9 protein-coding genes are annotated in these 15,542 nt (G+C 72.2%); 6 read left to right on the top strand and 3 right to left on the bottom strand.

The annotated features are described in order from the left end of the window. Window positions 1-55 precede the first annotated feature (55 nt). From BJY16_RS00665 to BJY16_RS00655, 3 genes are all read left to right on the top strand, one after another. Window positions 56-2,416, top strand: a complete 2,361-nt coding sequence (locus tag BJY16_RS00665) for an ATP-binding cassette domain-containing protein (protein ID WP_185037196.1) — start codon at window positions 56-58, stop codon at window positions 2,414-2,416. Between the two features lie 516 nt (window positions 2,417-2,932). Further along, on the top strand, window positions 2,933-3,439 hold the full coding sequence (locus BJY16_RS00660) for a SigE family RNA polymerase sigma factor (protein ID WP_185037195.1): 507 nt from the start codon (window positions 2,933-2,935) through the stop codon (window positions 3,437-3,439). 248 nt (window positions 3,440-3,687) lie between these two features. After that, window positions 3,688-4,527: a hypothetical protein gene (locus tag BJY16_RS00655; RefSeq protein WP_185037194.1), complete on the top strand. Its 840-nt coding sequence runs from the start codon at window positions 3,688-3,690 to the stop codon at window positions 4,525-4,527. A gap of 2 nt (window positions 4,528-4,529) precedes the next feature. Here BJY16_RS00655 and BJY16_RS00650 read toward each other — a convergent pair whose 3' ends face one another. Continuing rightward, the gene (locus BJY16_RS00650; RefSeq protein ID WP_185037193.1) at window positions 4,530-5,006 is read right to left on the bottom strand and encodes a hypothetical protein; all 477 of its coding nucleotides are present in this window, start codon (window positions 5,004-5,006) and stop codon (window positions 4,530-4,532) included. A gap of 332 nt (window positions 5,007-5,338) precedes the next feature. On the opposite strand from BJY16_RS00650, the gene BJY16_RS00645 reads away from it, so the two are divergent. Then, entirely contained in the window at window positions 5,339-6,556 is a 1,218-nt protein-coding gene (locus BJY16_RS00645; RefSeq protein WP_311775285.1) for an IS110 family RNA-guided transposase, read from the top strand. 73 nt (window positions 6,557-6,629) lie between these two features. On the opposite strand, the gene BJY16_RS00640 is transcribed toward BJY16_RS00645, so the two are convergent. Next, on the bottom strand, window positions 6,630-9,068 hold the full coding sequence (locus BJY16_RS00640; protein WP_185037192.1) for a glycogen/starch/alpha-glucan phosphorylase: 2,439 nt from the start codon (window positions 9,066-9,068) through the stop codon (window positions 6,630-6,632). Between the two features lie 258 nt (window positions 9,069-9,326). Here BJY16_RS00640 and BJY16_RS00635 point away from each other — a divergent pair, with 258 nt between their 5' ends. Together BJY16_RS00635 and BJY16_RS00630 are read left to right on the top strand one after the other, a co-directional pair. Then, a complete protein-coding gene (locus BJY16_RS00635; RefSeq protein ID WP_185037191.1) occupies window positions 9,327-10,130 on the top strand; it encodes an MOSC domain-containing protein in 804 nt (267 codons plus the stop codon). Between the two features lie 50 nt (window positions 10,131-10,180). Then, window positions 10,181-10,816 (top strand): 4'-phosphopantetheinyl transferase family protein, encoded by a 636-nt coding sequence (locus BJY16_RS00630; protein ID WP_185037190.1) that lies wholly within the window; start codon window positions 10,181-10,183, stop codon window positions 10,814-10,816. 22 nt (window positions 10,817-10,838) lie between these two features. Here the strand turns inward: BJY16_RS00630 and BJY16_RS48230 are convergent, their stop codons facing one another. Then, window positions 10,839-15,527, bottom strand: a complete 4,689-nt coding sequence (locus BJY16_RS48230; protein ID WP_185037189.1) for an nSTAND1 domain-containing NTPase — start codon at window positions 15,525-15,527, stop codon at window positions 10,839-10,841. Between the last annotated feature and the right edge of the window lie 15 nt (window positions 15,528-15,542).

Raw genomic sequence — 15,542 nt, 5'->3', positions numbered from 1 at the left:
AAACTGATCAGGAAAGGAGAAGCACGGCCGCGGGGCCGCCACTAGCCTTGCCGCCATGGAGAAGACGCATGTCGCCGACAGCCACGACCTCATCCGCGTGCACGGCGCGCGCGTCAACAATCTCAAGGACGTCAGCGTCGAGATCCCGAAACGGCGGCTGACCGTCTTCACCGGGGTCTCCGGCTCCGGCAAGAGCTCGCTCGTCTTCGGCACCATCGCCGCCGAGTCGCAGCGGATGATCAACGAGACGTACAGCGCCTTCGTGCAGGGCTTCATGCCGTCCCAGGCCCGTCCCGACGTGGACGTGCTGGAGGGGCTGACCACGGCGATCCTGGTCGACCAGGAGCGGATGGGCGCCGACCCGCGCTCCACCGTCGGCACCGCCACCGACGCCAACGCGATGCTGCGGATCCTGTTCAGCCGGCTCGGCCAGCCGCACATCGGCTCCCCGCAGGCGTACTCGTTCAACGTCGCGTCGATCTCCGGCGCCGGCGCGGTGACCATGGAGAAGGGCGGCGTCACCACCAAGGAGCGGCGCAGCTTCAGCGTCACCGGCGGGATGTGCCCGCGCTGTGAGGGCCGTGGCTCGGTCACCGACTTCGACCTGAGCGCCCTCTACGACGACAGCAAGTCGCTGAACGAGGGCGCGCTGACCATCCCGGGCTACAGCATGGACGGCTGGTTCGGCCGGATCTTCCGCGGCTGCGGCTACTTCGACCCGGACAAGCCGATCCGCGACTACTCCAAGCGGGAACTGAACGACCTGCTCCACAAGGAGCCCACCAAGATCAAGGTGGACGGGATCAACCTGACCTTCAGCGGCATCATCCCGGCCATCCAGAAATCCTTCCTGGCCAAGGACCGGGAGGCGATGCAGCCGCACATCCGGGCCTTCGTCGACCGGGCGATCACCTTCACCACCTGCCCGGAGTGCGACGGCACCCGGCTCAGCGAGGGCGCCCGCTCCTCGAAGATCGGCGGGGTGAGCATCGCCGACGCCTGCCGGATGCAGATCAGCGACCTGGCCGAGTGGGTGCGCGGGCTGGACGAGCCGTCGGTCGCCCCGCTGCTGGCCAAACTGCAGCACACGCTGGACTCGTTCATCGAGATCGGCCTCGGCTACCTGTCACTGGACCGCCCGGCCGGCACCCTGTCCGGCGGCGAGGCGCAGCGCACCAAGATGATCCGGCACCTCGGGTCGTCGCTGACCGACGTCACCTACGTCTTCGACGAGCCCACCATCGGCCTGCACCCGCACGACATCCAGCGGATGAACGAGCTGCTCCTGCAACTGCGCGACAAGGGCAACACGGTCCTGGTGGTGGAGCACAAGCCGGAGGCGATCGCGATCGCCGACCACGTCGTCGACCTCGGCCCGCGGGCCGGCGCGGCCGGTGGCGAGGTGGTCTTCCAGGGCACCCTGGCCGGGCTGCGGGCCAGCGGCACGCTGACCGGGCGGCACCTGGACGACCGGGCGTCGCTGAAACCCGACGTCCGCAAGCCGTCCGGGTTCCTCGAGGTGCGCGGCGCCGGCCGGCACAACCTGCGGGACGTCGACGTGGACATCCCGCTCGGCGTGCTGGTCGTGGTCACCGGCGTGGCCGGCTCCGGCAAGAGCTCGCTGATCCACGGGTCGGTGGCCGGGCGGGACGGCGTGGTCGCCGTCGACCAGGGCGCGATCAAGGGGTCGCGGCGCAGCAACCCGGCCACCTACACCGGCCTGCTGGAGCCGATCCGCAAGCAGTTCGCCAAGGTCAACGGTGTGAAGCCGGCGCTGTTCAGCGCGAACTCGGAGGGCGCCTGCCCGAACTGCAACGGCAACGGGGTGATCTACACCGACCTGGGGATGATGGCCGGGGTCGCCACCACCTGCGAGGTGTGCGAGGGGCGCCGGTTCGAGGCGTCGGTGCTCGACTACAAGGTCGGCGGCCGGGACATCAGCGAGGTGCTGCGGATGCCGGTCAGCGAGGCGGTCGAGTTCTTCGCGGCCGGCGACGCGCGTAACCCGGCCGCGCACAAGATCCTGGAGCGGCTGGCCGACGTCGGGCTCGGCTACCTGACCCTGGGCCAGCCGCTCACCACGCTCTCCGGCGGCGAGCGGCAGCGGGTCAAGCTCGCCGTGCACATGGGCGAGAAGGGCGGCGTCTTCATCCTCGACGAGCCGACCACCGGCCTGCACCTGGCCGACGTGGAGCAGCTGCTCGGCCTGCTCGACCGGCTGGTCGACGCCGGCCGCTCGGTGATCGTGATCGAGCATCACCAGGCCGTGATGGCGCACGCCGACTGGATCATCGACCTGGGCCCGGGCGCCGGCCACGACGGCGGCCGGGTGGTCTTCGAGGGCACCCCCGCCGACCTGGTCACCACCCGCGCCACACTCACCGGCGAACACCTCGCCGAATACGTCAAGTCCTGACCCGCGCCGGGTCCCGACCGGCCGCCGGGTCTCGACCCGCCGCCGAGTCCCGACCCGCTGCTCGCGATCGAGGCGGTGCCCGCCGGGCCGTCCGAAAGCGGTCACCGTTGTGGCTCCGGCGCAGGAAGCTCTGAAGCGGTCACCTTGGTGGCTCCGGCGCAGGGAGCCCCGGAGCGGTCACCTTGGTGGCTCCGACGCAGGGAGCCCCGGAGCGCTCTGCTCGTGGCTGGGTCGTACGGGTGTCTCGGAGCCTTCGAGGCACCCGTACGGCCCAGCCCGCACACCGGCACCCGGCCCTGCGGCGCTGCATTGGCCGGCGTGGCTCTTTTCGGCAGTGTGACGGATCAATGGTGGGACCGGCGGGAAAGCGTTGTCCGGAAGGCTCGTTCGCGCTGGATCGACGGCTGCGTCTCATCGGTCGGTCGGATCTTGCGTGAACGTTCACATCTTCTCTAGCGTCGTCCGGTCCGGGATTTGTTCGGGAAAGAAACCGGCCAGTGGCTACGGGAGATGCCGATGCGCGACGACGCGTTCCGCGCGTATTTCGAGCGGCATCACGCGTCGCTGTCGCGGCTGGCCTTCCTGATGACCGGGGAGTCGACGGTTGCCGACGACCTGGCCGCGGACGCGCTCACCGAGGTGTGGCGGCACTGGGAACGGGTGCAGGCGGCGGATGATCCGGTCGCCTACGGGCACGGGATCCTGATGAACCTGGCCCGTCAGTGGGTCCGCCGCCGGGGCCGGGAACGGCTGCTCGGTCTCGGTCTCGCCGGCCGCGCGCCGAGCGGCAGCGACGTGCCCGCGGTGCTCGACGTCCGCAGCGCCCTGCGCAAGCTCCCGCACCGGCGGCGGGCCTGCGTAGTCTTGCGGTACGCGTTCGACCTGTCCGAGCGCGAGGTCGCCGCGACGCTGGGCATCTCCGTCGGCGCGGTGAAGAGCGCCACCTCTCGGGGTGCGAAACAGTTGGCCGACCTGCTGGGCGGGGCGGTCACCCGGATCGACGGCTGGGAGGCGGCCCGATGAGGCCCTCGGACGACCACCACGGCGACCCGGCGCGCCCGGCAGCCGGCCGCCACGGCGACCCCGCGCGGTCCGAAGCCGGCCGCCACGGCGACCGGGCGTGGTCCGAAACCGGCCGCCACGGCGATCCGGCTCGCCCCGAAACCGGCCGCCACGGTGACCCGGCGCGGTCCGAAGCCCGCCGCGGCGACTCGCACGCCGCCGGGCGTCCGGGACGGCACGGCGGATCGGCGGCGCTCTCGGATGATCAGTTGCGGTCAGTTCTGCGGGCTGAGGCGGCCGCTCACCAACCGGACCGGGAGGCGATGCTGGCCCGGATCACGTCGCGTGCCATGAGCGGGCCGGTGCCCGTCCAGCGGCGCCCGGGTTCGCGGCTGCGGCTCGCGGTCGTCGGGGCGCTGGTCGCGCTCTTCGGCGGCGGTGGCTTCGCGGCGCAGTGGGCCCTGGCCGGCGCGACCGACAACGATCAGGCCACCCCGGTGGTCTCGGCGACCGCTCCGGCGTCACCGTCGGCGCCCGCCCCCAGGGTGTCCGCTTCGTCCGGTGCGCCGGCCTCCTCGGGACCCGTCGGTACCCCGTCCGCGACCACCAAGCCGACCGCTTCGGGGACCACCGCCCCGGCGACCGGCTCGACCACGACTCCACCGGCCCCGGCGCCGGCGCTGACCAAGGGCCAGCCCGGCTTCACCCGGGTCGAGCAGGGCCCGCTCTGGTCGGACGGCTCGATCGACCCGGACAGCGGCGACACCCAGGGCGCCGGCGTGATCACCCTGAAGTCCACCGAGAAGCTGACCGCCCTGACGGTGACCGTCCGCGTCGCGAAGACTCCGGGCCTGACCTCACGTGGCGGCACCAAGTCGGTTCCCGGCGCGAGCGTGACCAGCGCGGTCACCGACCGGCCGGACGCGCTGCTCTACACGTTCACGCTCGCCTCGGCCGACGAGATCGCCCCGGGCACCTACACCTTCACCGCGAAGTACAGCTATCCCGCAGGCGGCCGGAACGCGGGCGGCGACACCTATGAGGCGGTCGCCACCACCGCCGCCGGTCAGTCCCTTGACGTCTACGGCAACTTCTTCCCGGCGGGCTGAGTTCACTTGCAGTCGGCCGCCGCGTGCGGGCCGTAGCCGGTGTCCTCGGCCATGGCGACGCCGGCGAACTCCGTCCCGGCGACGCCGATCCGGCAGGTGATCTCGGCGTCGGCCCGGGCGCTCGCGCTGATGGCGAGCAGCGTGATGTCTCTGGCCGGAATGTTCCCCGGCACCATCACCGTCTCCTTCCAGGGCGTCTTGACCCTGGCGTAGGCCGTCGTCCCGTTCGGTCCGGGGGAGTAGGTGACGTCCGCCTCCCCGGTGCCAGTCACCTCGAAGACGATGGGCATCGGACTGTCGTCGATCTCGATCCCCCCTCCGCTGATCGAGACCGGCCCTCCGCTGATCCGGAAGGTGGCCGCCGGGATCGAGATGGTTTCGGAGTGCGCACCCGGCCAGCGGTAGGCGATGTGATGGATGAGCGCGCCCACCACGGCGGCTACCACGGCCACGACGGCCAACTCGATCTGACGACGCATCGATGCATGATGCGGCATCATCCGCCGCAACGGGAGGTGGGGTGTTGATCTTCAGGCCGCTACCACCCACGGACAATGAAGGGCCCGGCGATCGTCCTGGACGCGCCAGCGGCCAGATCGCCGGGCCCGGCCCGCGCTACTTAAAGAGAATTTGGTGTACGACCGCGGCCCGGCCAGGCTTGGTCGAGGTGATCGGTAGGGTGCTCAGGCCCGCGCTGCCCACTCAGATGGCGGGGTGTGGCTCTCTCCCGGCTTGGACCCTGCCGGTCACCGTGGCGCGGAGTGGCTGAAGAGGGGTTTGCCCAGCTGTAAGTAGCGTTGCCCTCCCGCCGGTGTGGTTCTGCCGCGACGACGGGAAGGTCAACGGGTACATGGGTCAGCTGATCATTGGAGTCGATCCGCACAAGCGGTCCGCGACGATCGAGATCATCAACGAGCGTGAACAGGTGCTGGCCCGTGGCAGGTACGGCACCGACACCGGTGGCTACCAGCAGATGCTCGCCGCCGGCCGCCGTCACGCCGGCCGGGTGTGGGCGGTCGAGGGCTGTAACGGCATCGGCCGGCACCTGGCCCAGCGGCTGGTCGCCGACGGCGAAACCGTGCTGGACGTCCCGGCGAAACTCGCCGCGAAAGCCCGCAACTTTGACACCGGGCACGGCCGTAAAACCGACGGTCACGACGCGCACCACATCGCGGTGACCGCCCTGCGCACCCCGGGCCTGCGCCGCGTTCACGCCGACGGCGCCACCGTCGCGCTGCGGCTGCTGGCCGACCGCCGCGACCAGCTCGGTGTCGCCCGCACCGAGACCATCAACCGGCTGCACCAGCTACTGCTCGAACTGATCCCCGGCGGCGCGAAGAAGAACCTGACCACCGACCAGGCCCGCACCCTGCTCGAACGCGTCAGCGTCCCGGCCGGCGACATCGTCACCGCCACCCGCTATCAGCTGGCCGGCGACCTGGCCGACGAGCTCACCACCCTGGACACCAAGATCAAAGCAGCCAACCGGCAGCTGAAGACCGTGCTGGCCGCCACCGGCACCCAGCTGACCAGCCTCAACGGCATCGGCCCCTCCGGCGCCGCCCGCCTGCTCGGCGACATCGGCGACATCAGCCGCTTCCCGACCCGCGGGCACTTCGCCACCTGGAACGGCACCGCCCCCATCGACGTGTCCTCCGGCGACAACCATCATCACCGGCTCAACCGGGCCGGGAACCGGCGCATCAACCGGGTCCTGCACATCATGGCCATCACCCAGCTCCGCTTCGACACCCCCGGCCGCGCCTACTACCAGCGCAAACGCGCCGAAGGCAAAACCGCGATGGAAGCCATGCGAGCGTTGAAACGACGCCTGTCCGACACCGTCTACCGCCAAATGATCAAAGACGACCACACGGCACAACAGACAGCGACGGGTCCGGGAGGACACACGGGGGCGACTCTGAACTCCAGCGCGGCCGACCCAAACCCCAAGATCGACACTTCGGAAAAGTCACAACCCGGACCCGCCAACCACCACCCTAAAACACCCCTCACACCAACCCCTTGACAGAGGGGTGCCGGGAGCATGCGATCCGCACCCGAGCGGACCTGCGTATATGCGGAATTTGATCTGAGGTTTGTCAGTCTTCGCGGGGCACCGTGACCGGGGCCACCCGCCAGATCCGGGCGGCATAGTCGGACACTGTGCGGTCCGCGGAGAAGAAGCCGCTGTGCGCCGTGTTCAGGATCGACATGCGGGTCCAGCGGTCCCGGTCCCGCCAGGCCGCCTCCACCTCGTCCTGAGATTCCAGATATGACCGGTAATCCACCAGCGTGAGGTATTCATCCCAGCCGAGCAGCGACTCCGCCACCTCGTGCCCGACGCCACCGAACGCGCCCGACATGATCGAGTCCAGGGCGGTCTTGAGTTCCGCGTCCCGGTCGTAGAACTCGCGCGGGTGGTAGCCGCGGATCCGCATCTCGGCGGCCTCGAAGGCGTCGAGCCCGAAGAGGAAGAAGTTGTCCTCGCCGACCCGCGCGCGGATCTCGATGTTGGCGCCGTCCAGCGTGCCGATGGTGAGCGCCCCGTTGAGCGCCAGCTTCATGTTGCCGGTGCCGCTGGCCTCCTTGCCGGCGAGGGAGATCTGCTCGGAGAGGTCGGCGGCCGGGATGATCCGCTCGGCCAGCGTGACGTTGTAGTTCTCCGCGAAGACCACCTTCAGGTACGGCGCGACCACCGGATCCGCCGCGATCGTCGCCCCGACCGCGTTGATCAGCCGGATGATGCTCTTCGCGGCGTGGTAGGCGGGCGCCGCCTTGCCGGCGAAGAGCACCACCCGGGGCACCCAGTCGCCGGTCGGGTTGGCCCGGATCCGGTGGTACATCGTGATCACGTGGAGCAGTTTGAGCTGCTGCCGCTTGTACTCGTGGAACCGCTTGATCATCACGTCGGTGAGCGCGTCCGGGTCGCCGGCCGCCAGGTCGATCTTGTTGGCGCGTTTCACCGCCCGCCAGCGCTCGGCGAACGACGCGTCCCCGGCCAGCCGCTCCAGCCCGGCCAGCTTGTCCAGGTCGGTGAGCCAGCCGTCGTCGCCGATCCCCTCGGTGATCAGGTCGGAGAGCCGCGGGTTGGCCAGCTTGACGAACCGGCGGGGCGAGACCCCGTTGGTGACGTTCTGGAACTTGGCCGGCCACAGGTCGGCGAAGTCCTGCAGCACGGTCTCCCGGAGCAGCTTGGAGTGCAGCTCGGCGACCCCGTTGACGGCCTCGGTGCCGACCACCGCGAGGTGCGCCATCCGGACCCGCCGCTCGCCCTCCTCGCCGATGATCGACATCCGGCGGATCCGGTCGGTGTCGCCCGGGAAGCGGTCCTCCACCTCGCGCAGGAACAGCATGTTGATCAGGTAGATGATCTCCAGATGGCGGGGGAGCAGCCGCTCGAACAGGTGCACCGGCCAGGTCTCCAGCGCCTCCGGCAGCAGCGTGTGGCAGGTGTAGGCGAACGTCCGCCGGGTGATCGACCAGGCCTTGTCCCAGTCCAGCTCGTACTCGTCGACGAGCAGCCGCATCAGCTCCGGGATGGCGATCGTCGGATGCGTGTCGTTGAGCTGGATGACCGTCTTCTCGGCGAAGTCGTCCCAGTTCTGGTTGCGGATCCGGAACCGCCGGATGATGTCCCGCAGCGAGCAGGAGCAGAGGAAGTACTGCTGCTTGAGCCGCAGCTCGCGGCCCAGCTCGGTGCTGTCGTCCGGGTAGAGCACCTTGCTGATGTTCTCGGCGCGGACCGCCTCCTGCACGGCCTCGGCGTACTGCCCGGCGGAGAACCGGGACAGGTCGAAGGAGGCCTCGCTGCCGCGGGCCCGCCACAGCCGGACGATGTTGACCGTCTCGGTGCCGTAACCGGGGACCAGCATGTGGCTGGGCTCGCCGAGGACGATCTCGCCGGGCACCCAGCGCTTGCGGATCGGTGAGCCGGCGACCGGCTCGGTGTGCCCGTAGAAGTGCACCACCTGCCGGTCGTCCGGCGCCGGGAACTCCCACGGGTTGCCCTGGAACGCCCAGTCGTCCGGGCGTTCCGCCTGCGCGCCGCCCTCCAGCGACTGCCGGAAGATGCCGAAGTCGTAGCGGATGCCGTAGCCGACCGCCGGGATGTCCCGGGTGGCCATCGAGTCGACCAGGCAGGCGGCCAGCCGGCCCAGACCGCCGTTGCCCAGGCCCGGCTCGACGTCCAGGTCCTCGATCTCCTCCAGCGACCGGCCGAGCACCTTGACCGCCTCGGCGGCCACCTCGCCGGTGCCGGAGTAGAGCAGGTTCTGCTCCAGCTGCGCGCCCAGCAGGTACTCCGCGGAGAGGTAGTAGACCCAGCGCGGGTTGCTGGCGAAGTGCGCGGCCGCGGTCCGGGCCCGCCGATCGGCGAGGCGGTCGCGCACGGTCAGGACCAGCGCCTCGTAGGCGTCCCGCGGGCTGGCCGACTCGACCGTCGTCCCCCGCCGGTAGTAGAGGCTGCTCAGCAGATCCTGTTGGAACTCGTCCGCGGTGGTGCCCAGTCGTCGCAGACCGATGCCTTGGCGAAGATCCATGCGGCCCATTCTGCCGCGACCACGTTTCCAACGGCTGACGTTCGCCGTTCCACGCGGCGAAGAAGCCCCCGCCCACCCGTCCGGCCCGGGTCGCTGACGTGCGCGTTCGCCACTCCCGCCAAGACCGCAACCAGACCCGCGACACTCACGAAGCTGCCAATCCGACGGGCCGCCATCGTTCGCTTCGTACGGCCCGTTCCTCCCGCGGAGCCGTTATGGCGTCGAGGGGAAGCGGCGGCTCTGGTAAGCAGGACGGTCATGGGACAGGTGACGGGGATCTGGCGGTATCCGGTGAAGAGCGCCCGCGGCGAGGCGCTCGGCGAGACACCGGTCGAGCCCGGCGGCCTGGCCGGCGACCGGGCCTGGGCGTGTGTCGACGACCAGGACGGCACGATCGGCAGCGCCAAGCACCCGCGGCGCTGGGGTGGCCTGCTCACCGTGGCCGCCTCGGGGGACCCGGCGACGATCGAGGTCGGCGGGACGCGCTATGCGGCTGGAAGCGCGGAAGCTGACAAGGCGCTCGGCGACCACCTGGGCCGCCCGGTCCGGCTGACCCGCACCGCGCCGGACGCCCCGCGGATCCATCGGCTGCTGCCGTCCGAAGCCGGGATGGTCCCGGACTGGTTCGCCGACCTGGGCCCCGGCCAGGAACGGGTGGAGGAGGCCGGCGGCCACGCCCGGACCGGCCGGTTCGTCGACTTCGGAGCGGTGCACCTGGTCACCACCGGAGCCCTGGCCGACCTGGCGGAGAAGACCGGCCACCCGGTCCCACCGGACCGCTTCCGCCCCAACCTGCTGATCGCCGCCGACGCCGACCCGGAGCCCGGCACCGAACTGGCCATCGGCGACGTCGTCCTGCGGATCCTCTTCCGAACCCCACGCTGCGTGATCCCGAGCCTGCCGCAGCACAGCCTGCCGGCCGATCCCGCCGTGCTCCGAACCCTGGCCCGCCACTACCGGATGGAGGTCTTCGGAACCGGGAAGGGCGCCTGCTTCGGCGTCTACGCCGACGTGCTCGAACCCGGCCACCTGGAGCTGGGCGCCCAGGTCACCCCCGCGTAGTCAGCAGGCGGGCCCGCACCCTCCGGCGGAGGAGGTGGGACACTCCGCAGGTGCTCGATCAGCTCCTGCCGCACCCGGTGCGCTTCGCCGTCGCCTACTCCGACGATCCGGACGAGGCCTGCTACCCCGGTGAGGAAGCGCTGGTCGCGAGCACCGCACCGGGCCGCCGCCGGGAGATCCTGACCGCTCGCCGCTGCGCCCGCGAGGCACTCCTCGCCCTCGGGCACGCGCCTGCCATGATCCTCCGCGGCCCGCGCCGCGAACCGCTCTGGCCGGCCGGCATCACCGGCAGCATCACGCACTGCGCCGGCTTCCGGGCGGCCGCGGTGGCCCGGGTCGCCGAGGTGGCGAGCGTCGGCCTCGACGCCGAACCGCACGCCCCGCTGCCGCCGCGCGTCCTCGGCGCGGTCACCACCGCCCCCGACCGCGACCTGCTGGCCCGCCTCGCGGTGACCCACCCGGAAACCTGCTGGGACCGGCTGCTCTTCAGCGCCAAGGAGTCGATTTACAAGGCCTGGTACCCGGTGACCGGCCGCTGGCTCGGCTTCGAGGACGCCTCGTTGGAGATCGACCCGGCGACCGGCGACTTCACCGGCCACATCCTGCTCGACGACGCCCCGATCACCCGGATGACCGGCCGTTTCCTGGTCTCCCAGGGCCTGATAGTCACCGCCGTCTGCCACTGACTGCGTCGTCGTTCCGGGCGGTTCACCGGCAGAGTGGTGACAGACCGCCGCCATCGTTGCGGTCCGCGATGATCGCGACCCGGCAGATTTCCGGTACGACCTCCGCCGGATCCATCCGCCACAGCCCGAACGTGCCCTCCAGCTCGGAACTCGCCAGCAACCCGCTGCCCGGTGCGAAGCTCAGCGAGGCGACCCGGGTGCGATGCCCGTTCAACGTGGCGGACTCGGTCCGGCTCGCGGTGTCCCAGAGATGGATACGACCGTCGAAGTCACTCACGGCCAGCGTCCGGCCGTCGGGCGCGAACGCGATGGCGTCGATCTGTTGGACCTGCCGTCGCGTCTGCCACCGAGGCTGCGTGCCGTCCGGACTGCGGAATTCGACCTGTCCGTTCGTCCCGGCCACCGCGATCGCACCGTCGGCCGGGGAGACGGCGAGGTCAGTGGCCTGATAGTCGCCGAGCCGATAGCTGCCGATCCGGGTGAAGTCGCTGGTGCGCCAGGCGTGCAGCGCCGAGTGGAAGATCCCGGTCGAGGTGTAGGGGTCGGTCGTGGTCGCCAGCAGCTGCGTGCCGTCTCGGCTGAACGCCACCGCGTGCGGTGCTTCCACCGGCTGGAGCCGGGTGCGCACCTCGCGCTTGACCACGTCATAGACCAGGATCCGCTCGTGCTGTTCCGCCCGGGCCCCGGGTTGGAAGAGCCCTGAGGGGAGTGGGCCGGTCGACACGGCCACCAGGGAGCCGTCCGGGGAGACGGCTAGATCGTTCGTGGCCCCGGCGAGCGGCACGGTCTCCCGGAGCCGCCCGGTCGCCGCTTCCCGGACCTCCAGCCCGGCGTCCATGGTGGCATCCACCAGCAGACCCCCGGCGGCGAAGGCGACCCGGACCGGAACCCCGCCGGACCGGACGTCGGTGACCAGGTCACGGGAGGCCACGTCCCAGACCCGGATCCGGCCGTCGTCAGCGGCCGCGGCCAGTCGCCGGCCGTCCGGGGAGAAGCTGCTGCCGGCCACCATGCCGCCGTGCGGGAGCCAGGTGGTCGCCCGCCGGAACACCGCCGTCGGGGCGTCGAGGCCGGTCACCGCGATCAGGCGGCCGTCCGGCGAGGCCGCCACCGCCGGGTAGGCCGACACCCCGGTGTCCTGAACCGTGTTGGTGCCGTCGGCGAGCGAGAATGTGGCGACCAGGCGGGACCCGACGTTGGCCACCGCCATCCCGTCGGCGGTGACCGTGAATCGGCTGGCCCCGGGCGTGCTGGTCGCCTCGAACAGGGTCCGTAGCCGCCGCCCGGACGGCACCTCCCACTGGAAGAGCTGTCCGAGCCGGTTCATGCCGACCAGCGTCCCGTCCGGTGCGAATGCCAGGTGGCTGGTGTCCGGGATGGTGGTCGCCGCTCGGCCGTCGCTCAGCCGCCAGACCCGCGCCGCGGAGCCCGGGCCCTTGGTGATCGCGACATGCTTCCCGTCCCGGCTGACCGCCAGGTCGTAGGGGTAGTAGTCGTCGATCGGGATCGACCGGCTCAGCCGGCCGGTGGCCGCGTCCCACATGCCGAGCTGGAATCCGGTGGCCTTGGGATCGGTGCGCAGAGCCAGCACGGTGCCGGCGGCAGGAGCGCCTGCTCCGGTGCCGGCGCCCGTGCCGGCGACGGGCAACCAGGCCGCGGCGGCGGCGCCCGGCAGGGTGCGGACGGGCGATCCGGTGGCGGCATCCCAGATTTGCAGGCTGTCCTTGGCGAACGCGCTGGACATCAGGAATCGGCCGTCCGGCGAGAACGCCACCGAGACCACGATGTTCCGGGCGGCCTTCTGCGGCGTGACGAGTGGTTCGCCGATCGGTGTGAAGGTGACGGCGTCCCAGAGCCGGACCACCCCGCCGCCGTAACCGATCGCGATCCGGGAGCCGTCCGGGCTGAACGCGACCGAGTGACCACCGGTCTCGGTGCCCAGCGTGCCCAGCGAGTTGACCATCTGGGCGGAGAGCAGCGCGCCGCGCGCCTGGGCGGTGTGCGCCTCCTGCCAGCCGTCCAGTGCCCGGCGCACGGCGGTGACCTCGTCGCGGTCCAGCGCGTTCACCGCCTCGGCGGCGGCCTGGCGGGACGCCGCGTCGTGCCGGGCGGTCTGCGCCTCCTGCTCCTTGTCCGCGGCGACCTGCTGCTTGTTGAGCGCGACCAGGCCGCCGGCGACGGCCAGCAGCAGCGCCACCCCGAGTCCGGCGGCGAGTCGCCGCAGCCGCCCGGTGGCCCGGCGCCGCGCTGCCTCGGCCGCCTCGGCCGCGTCGACTCCGGCCGCGACGAAGGCCATCGCCGACGCCGGCAGCGTCCCCGGAACCGGCGGGCTGCCCCGGTCAGCCGAGCCCGTCGCCGGACCGTCCTGATCGGAAGGTGCCGGTGGGGTCGCGGTGTGCGGGGTGTCCCGGTCCGGCGGCGTTGAAGTGTCCCGGGCTGACGGTGCCAGAGTGTCCCGGTCCGGCGGCGCTGGAGTGCCCCGGTCCGGCGGCGCCGAGGTCTCTCGGTCCGGCGGCGCCGGAGTGTCTCGGGCCGGATCTGTGTGCCCGGCCGGTGATGGCTCGGGGCCGGGGCTCCGGTCGACGAGGCGTTCGCGGGCGGCGAGCAGGCGGGCGCCGCGCAGCAGGAGGTCCGGGTCGCGGCCGGAGCGTTCCCAGTCGGCGGCCGCCTCGATCACCCGCTGCCGCAGCTCCAGGTCGGCGCGGGCCTCGGCGACCCAGCCGGCCAGCCGGGGCCAGCCGGTGAGCAGGGCCTCGTGGCTGATCTCCACAGTGTCCGCCCCGGCGGTGACCAGCCGCTCGGTGACCAGCCGGTCGAGCACCCGGGAACCGGCCGCGCCGCGCTCGCCGCGCCGCCGGACCACCGTGCCGTTGCCGGTCACCGTGACCAGCGCGAGCAGCTCGGTGCGCAGCGTCGCTCGGTCGTCCGGGTCCAGCTCCAGGTAGATCCGCTCGGCGGTCTCGGCGACCGCGTGCCGGATCCCGCCGGTGGCCCGGTAGGCCTCGACGGTGAGCCGGTCGCCCTCGCGGCGCTCCCAGGTGGCCCGCAGCGCGTGCGCCAGCAGCGGCAACGTGCCCGGCTCGTAGCTGTCGCCGTCGCTGAGGTCGCGCAGCATCAGCTCGGGCAGGCCCGGATCGACGGTCAGGCCGGCCTGCTCGGCGGGCTCGACCACGGCCCGGCGCACCGCCTCGGCGTCCAGCGGCCCGAGCACCACGTGCCCGGCGGCCAGCAGCTCGGCCAGCGGCGGAAGCTCCACACAGGCCGGATAGAAGTCGGACCGCACCGCGATCACCACGAGCGCCGGCGCCGCCGCGGTCAGCGCCGCCGCGAAGGCGAGCCGCTCGGCCGGGCCGGCCCCCTGGGTGAACAGCTCCTCGAACTGATCCACCACGATCACCGGCCGCCGCCCCCGGGCGGCCGCCTGGCGGGCGAGCGTGCCCAGTTGCTGCGGCTCCCGGCGCACCGCCGCGACCAGCTCGTCGAGCGTCGCGGCCCGGCTCTCCCCGGACCCGAGCCGTCCCTCAGCCGGAACCCCGCCGCTCACAGCCTCGCCCCGTCCACCCGCCCCGCCCGGACCCGAGTCGGTCACAGCGTCGCCCGGCTCACCGGGGTCGCCGGGCGCGCCGGGCTCGTCGGCATCTGTGCCGGGCCTGGGCTCGCCCATCCCTCGCTCAGCCGCGTCGACGGTCCTGCCCGGCGTGGCCGCCGACGTGGCTTCGCTGACACCGGGAGCGGCCGGGCTGTCGGTGAGCAGGGTGCTGAGCTGCTGGACCAGGGTGCGCAGCGGAGTGGGGCCCGGGGTCAGCAGGACCCACGGCCAGCCGGCCGCCGCCTCGCCCAGCCGGCCGGTGCCGATCGCCGGGAGCAGACCGGCCCGCAGCAGCGAGGACTTGCCGGCGCCGGACACGCCGGTGACGACCAGCGGCGGCGCGCCCACCATCTGCTCGCTGAGCCGGGCCAGCAGCTCGGCCACCTGCGTCTCGCGACCGCGGAACCAGGGCGCGTCGGCCGGCTCGAAACTGGCCAGTCCGGGATAGGGCGGCACCGAGGAGGCGACCGCCGGGGCGGCCGGCGGCGGCTCGCCGGTCACCGCGAGCAGCTGGCGGCGGACCTGCTCGAGCTGCCGGGTCAGCAGCAGACTCTGCCCGGCGAACTGCTGCCGCAGGTCGTCGATCGACCGGCGGACGTCGGTGACCATCCAGTGCAGCTCGCCGACGTCGCCACCGAGCTCCTCGAAGACCTGCTCCAGCTGCCGGCGCAGCTCCTCGTCGGCGTCGGCCGCCTCGGTCAGCGCGGTGGCGACCGCGTCGATCTCGTGCAGCACCGCGGAGACCTCGGCCCGCAACCGGCGGCTCTCCTCGTCGCCGGCGGCGAGTGCCGGCAGCAGGTCGGCGGCGACCGCGTCCCGCCACTGCTGCTCGGTGATCGGGCCGGTGCCGCGCAGCCGCTGCGCCGTGCCGGCCAGGATGTCGGCGAGGAAGTTGCTGCCCAGGCCGCCGAGCTGGGCCAGCACCACGGTGAACGCGGCCGAGGCGCCCAGCCCGGCGCCGGCCACCGGGGCGACCGCGGAGGCGGTCAGGAAGGCCAGAATCGCGTACGGACTCGCGCCGCGCAGCCGCTGCCGGGTGCGGCGGCCGGACTCGCGCACCCAGGCTCGCACGCCGGCGCGGGCGCGCTCGGCGGGGTCCGGGGTGGCATCGGGTTCGGGCACGTTTCCGTCCTTCGT

Source organism: Actinoplanes octamycinicus, from assembly GCF_014205225.1.
Classification (GTDB): domain Bacteria; phylum Actinomycetota; class Actinomycetes; order Mycobacteriales; family Micromonosporaceae; genus Actinoplanes; species Actinoplanes octamycinicus.
This window is presented reverse-complemented; position numbering and strand designations above follow the sequence as displayed.

Excerpts from the sequence above, each read along its gene's own strand:
- BJY16_RS00665 (WP_185037196.1), top strand. The coding sequence starts at position 56 with ATGGAGAAGACGCATGTCGCCGACAGCCACGACCTCATCCGCGTGCAC.
- BJY16_RS00660 (WP_185037195.1), top strand. The coding sequence starts at position 2,933 with ATGCGCGACGACGCGTTCCGCGCGTATTTCGAGCGGCATCACGCGTCG.
- BJY16_RS00650 (WP_185037193.1), bottom strand. The coding sequence starts at position 5,006 with ATGCGTCGTCAGATCGAGTTGGCCGTCGTGGCCGTGGTAGCCGCCGTG.
- BJY16_RS00640 (WP_185037192.1), bottom strand. The coding sequence starts at position 9,068 with ATGGATCTTCGCCAAGGCATCGGTCTGCGACGACTGGGCACCACCGCG.
- BJY16_RS00635 (WP_185037191.1), top strand. The coding sequence starts at position 9,327 with ATGGGACAGGTGACGGGGATCTGGCGGTATCCGGTGAAGAGCGCCCGC.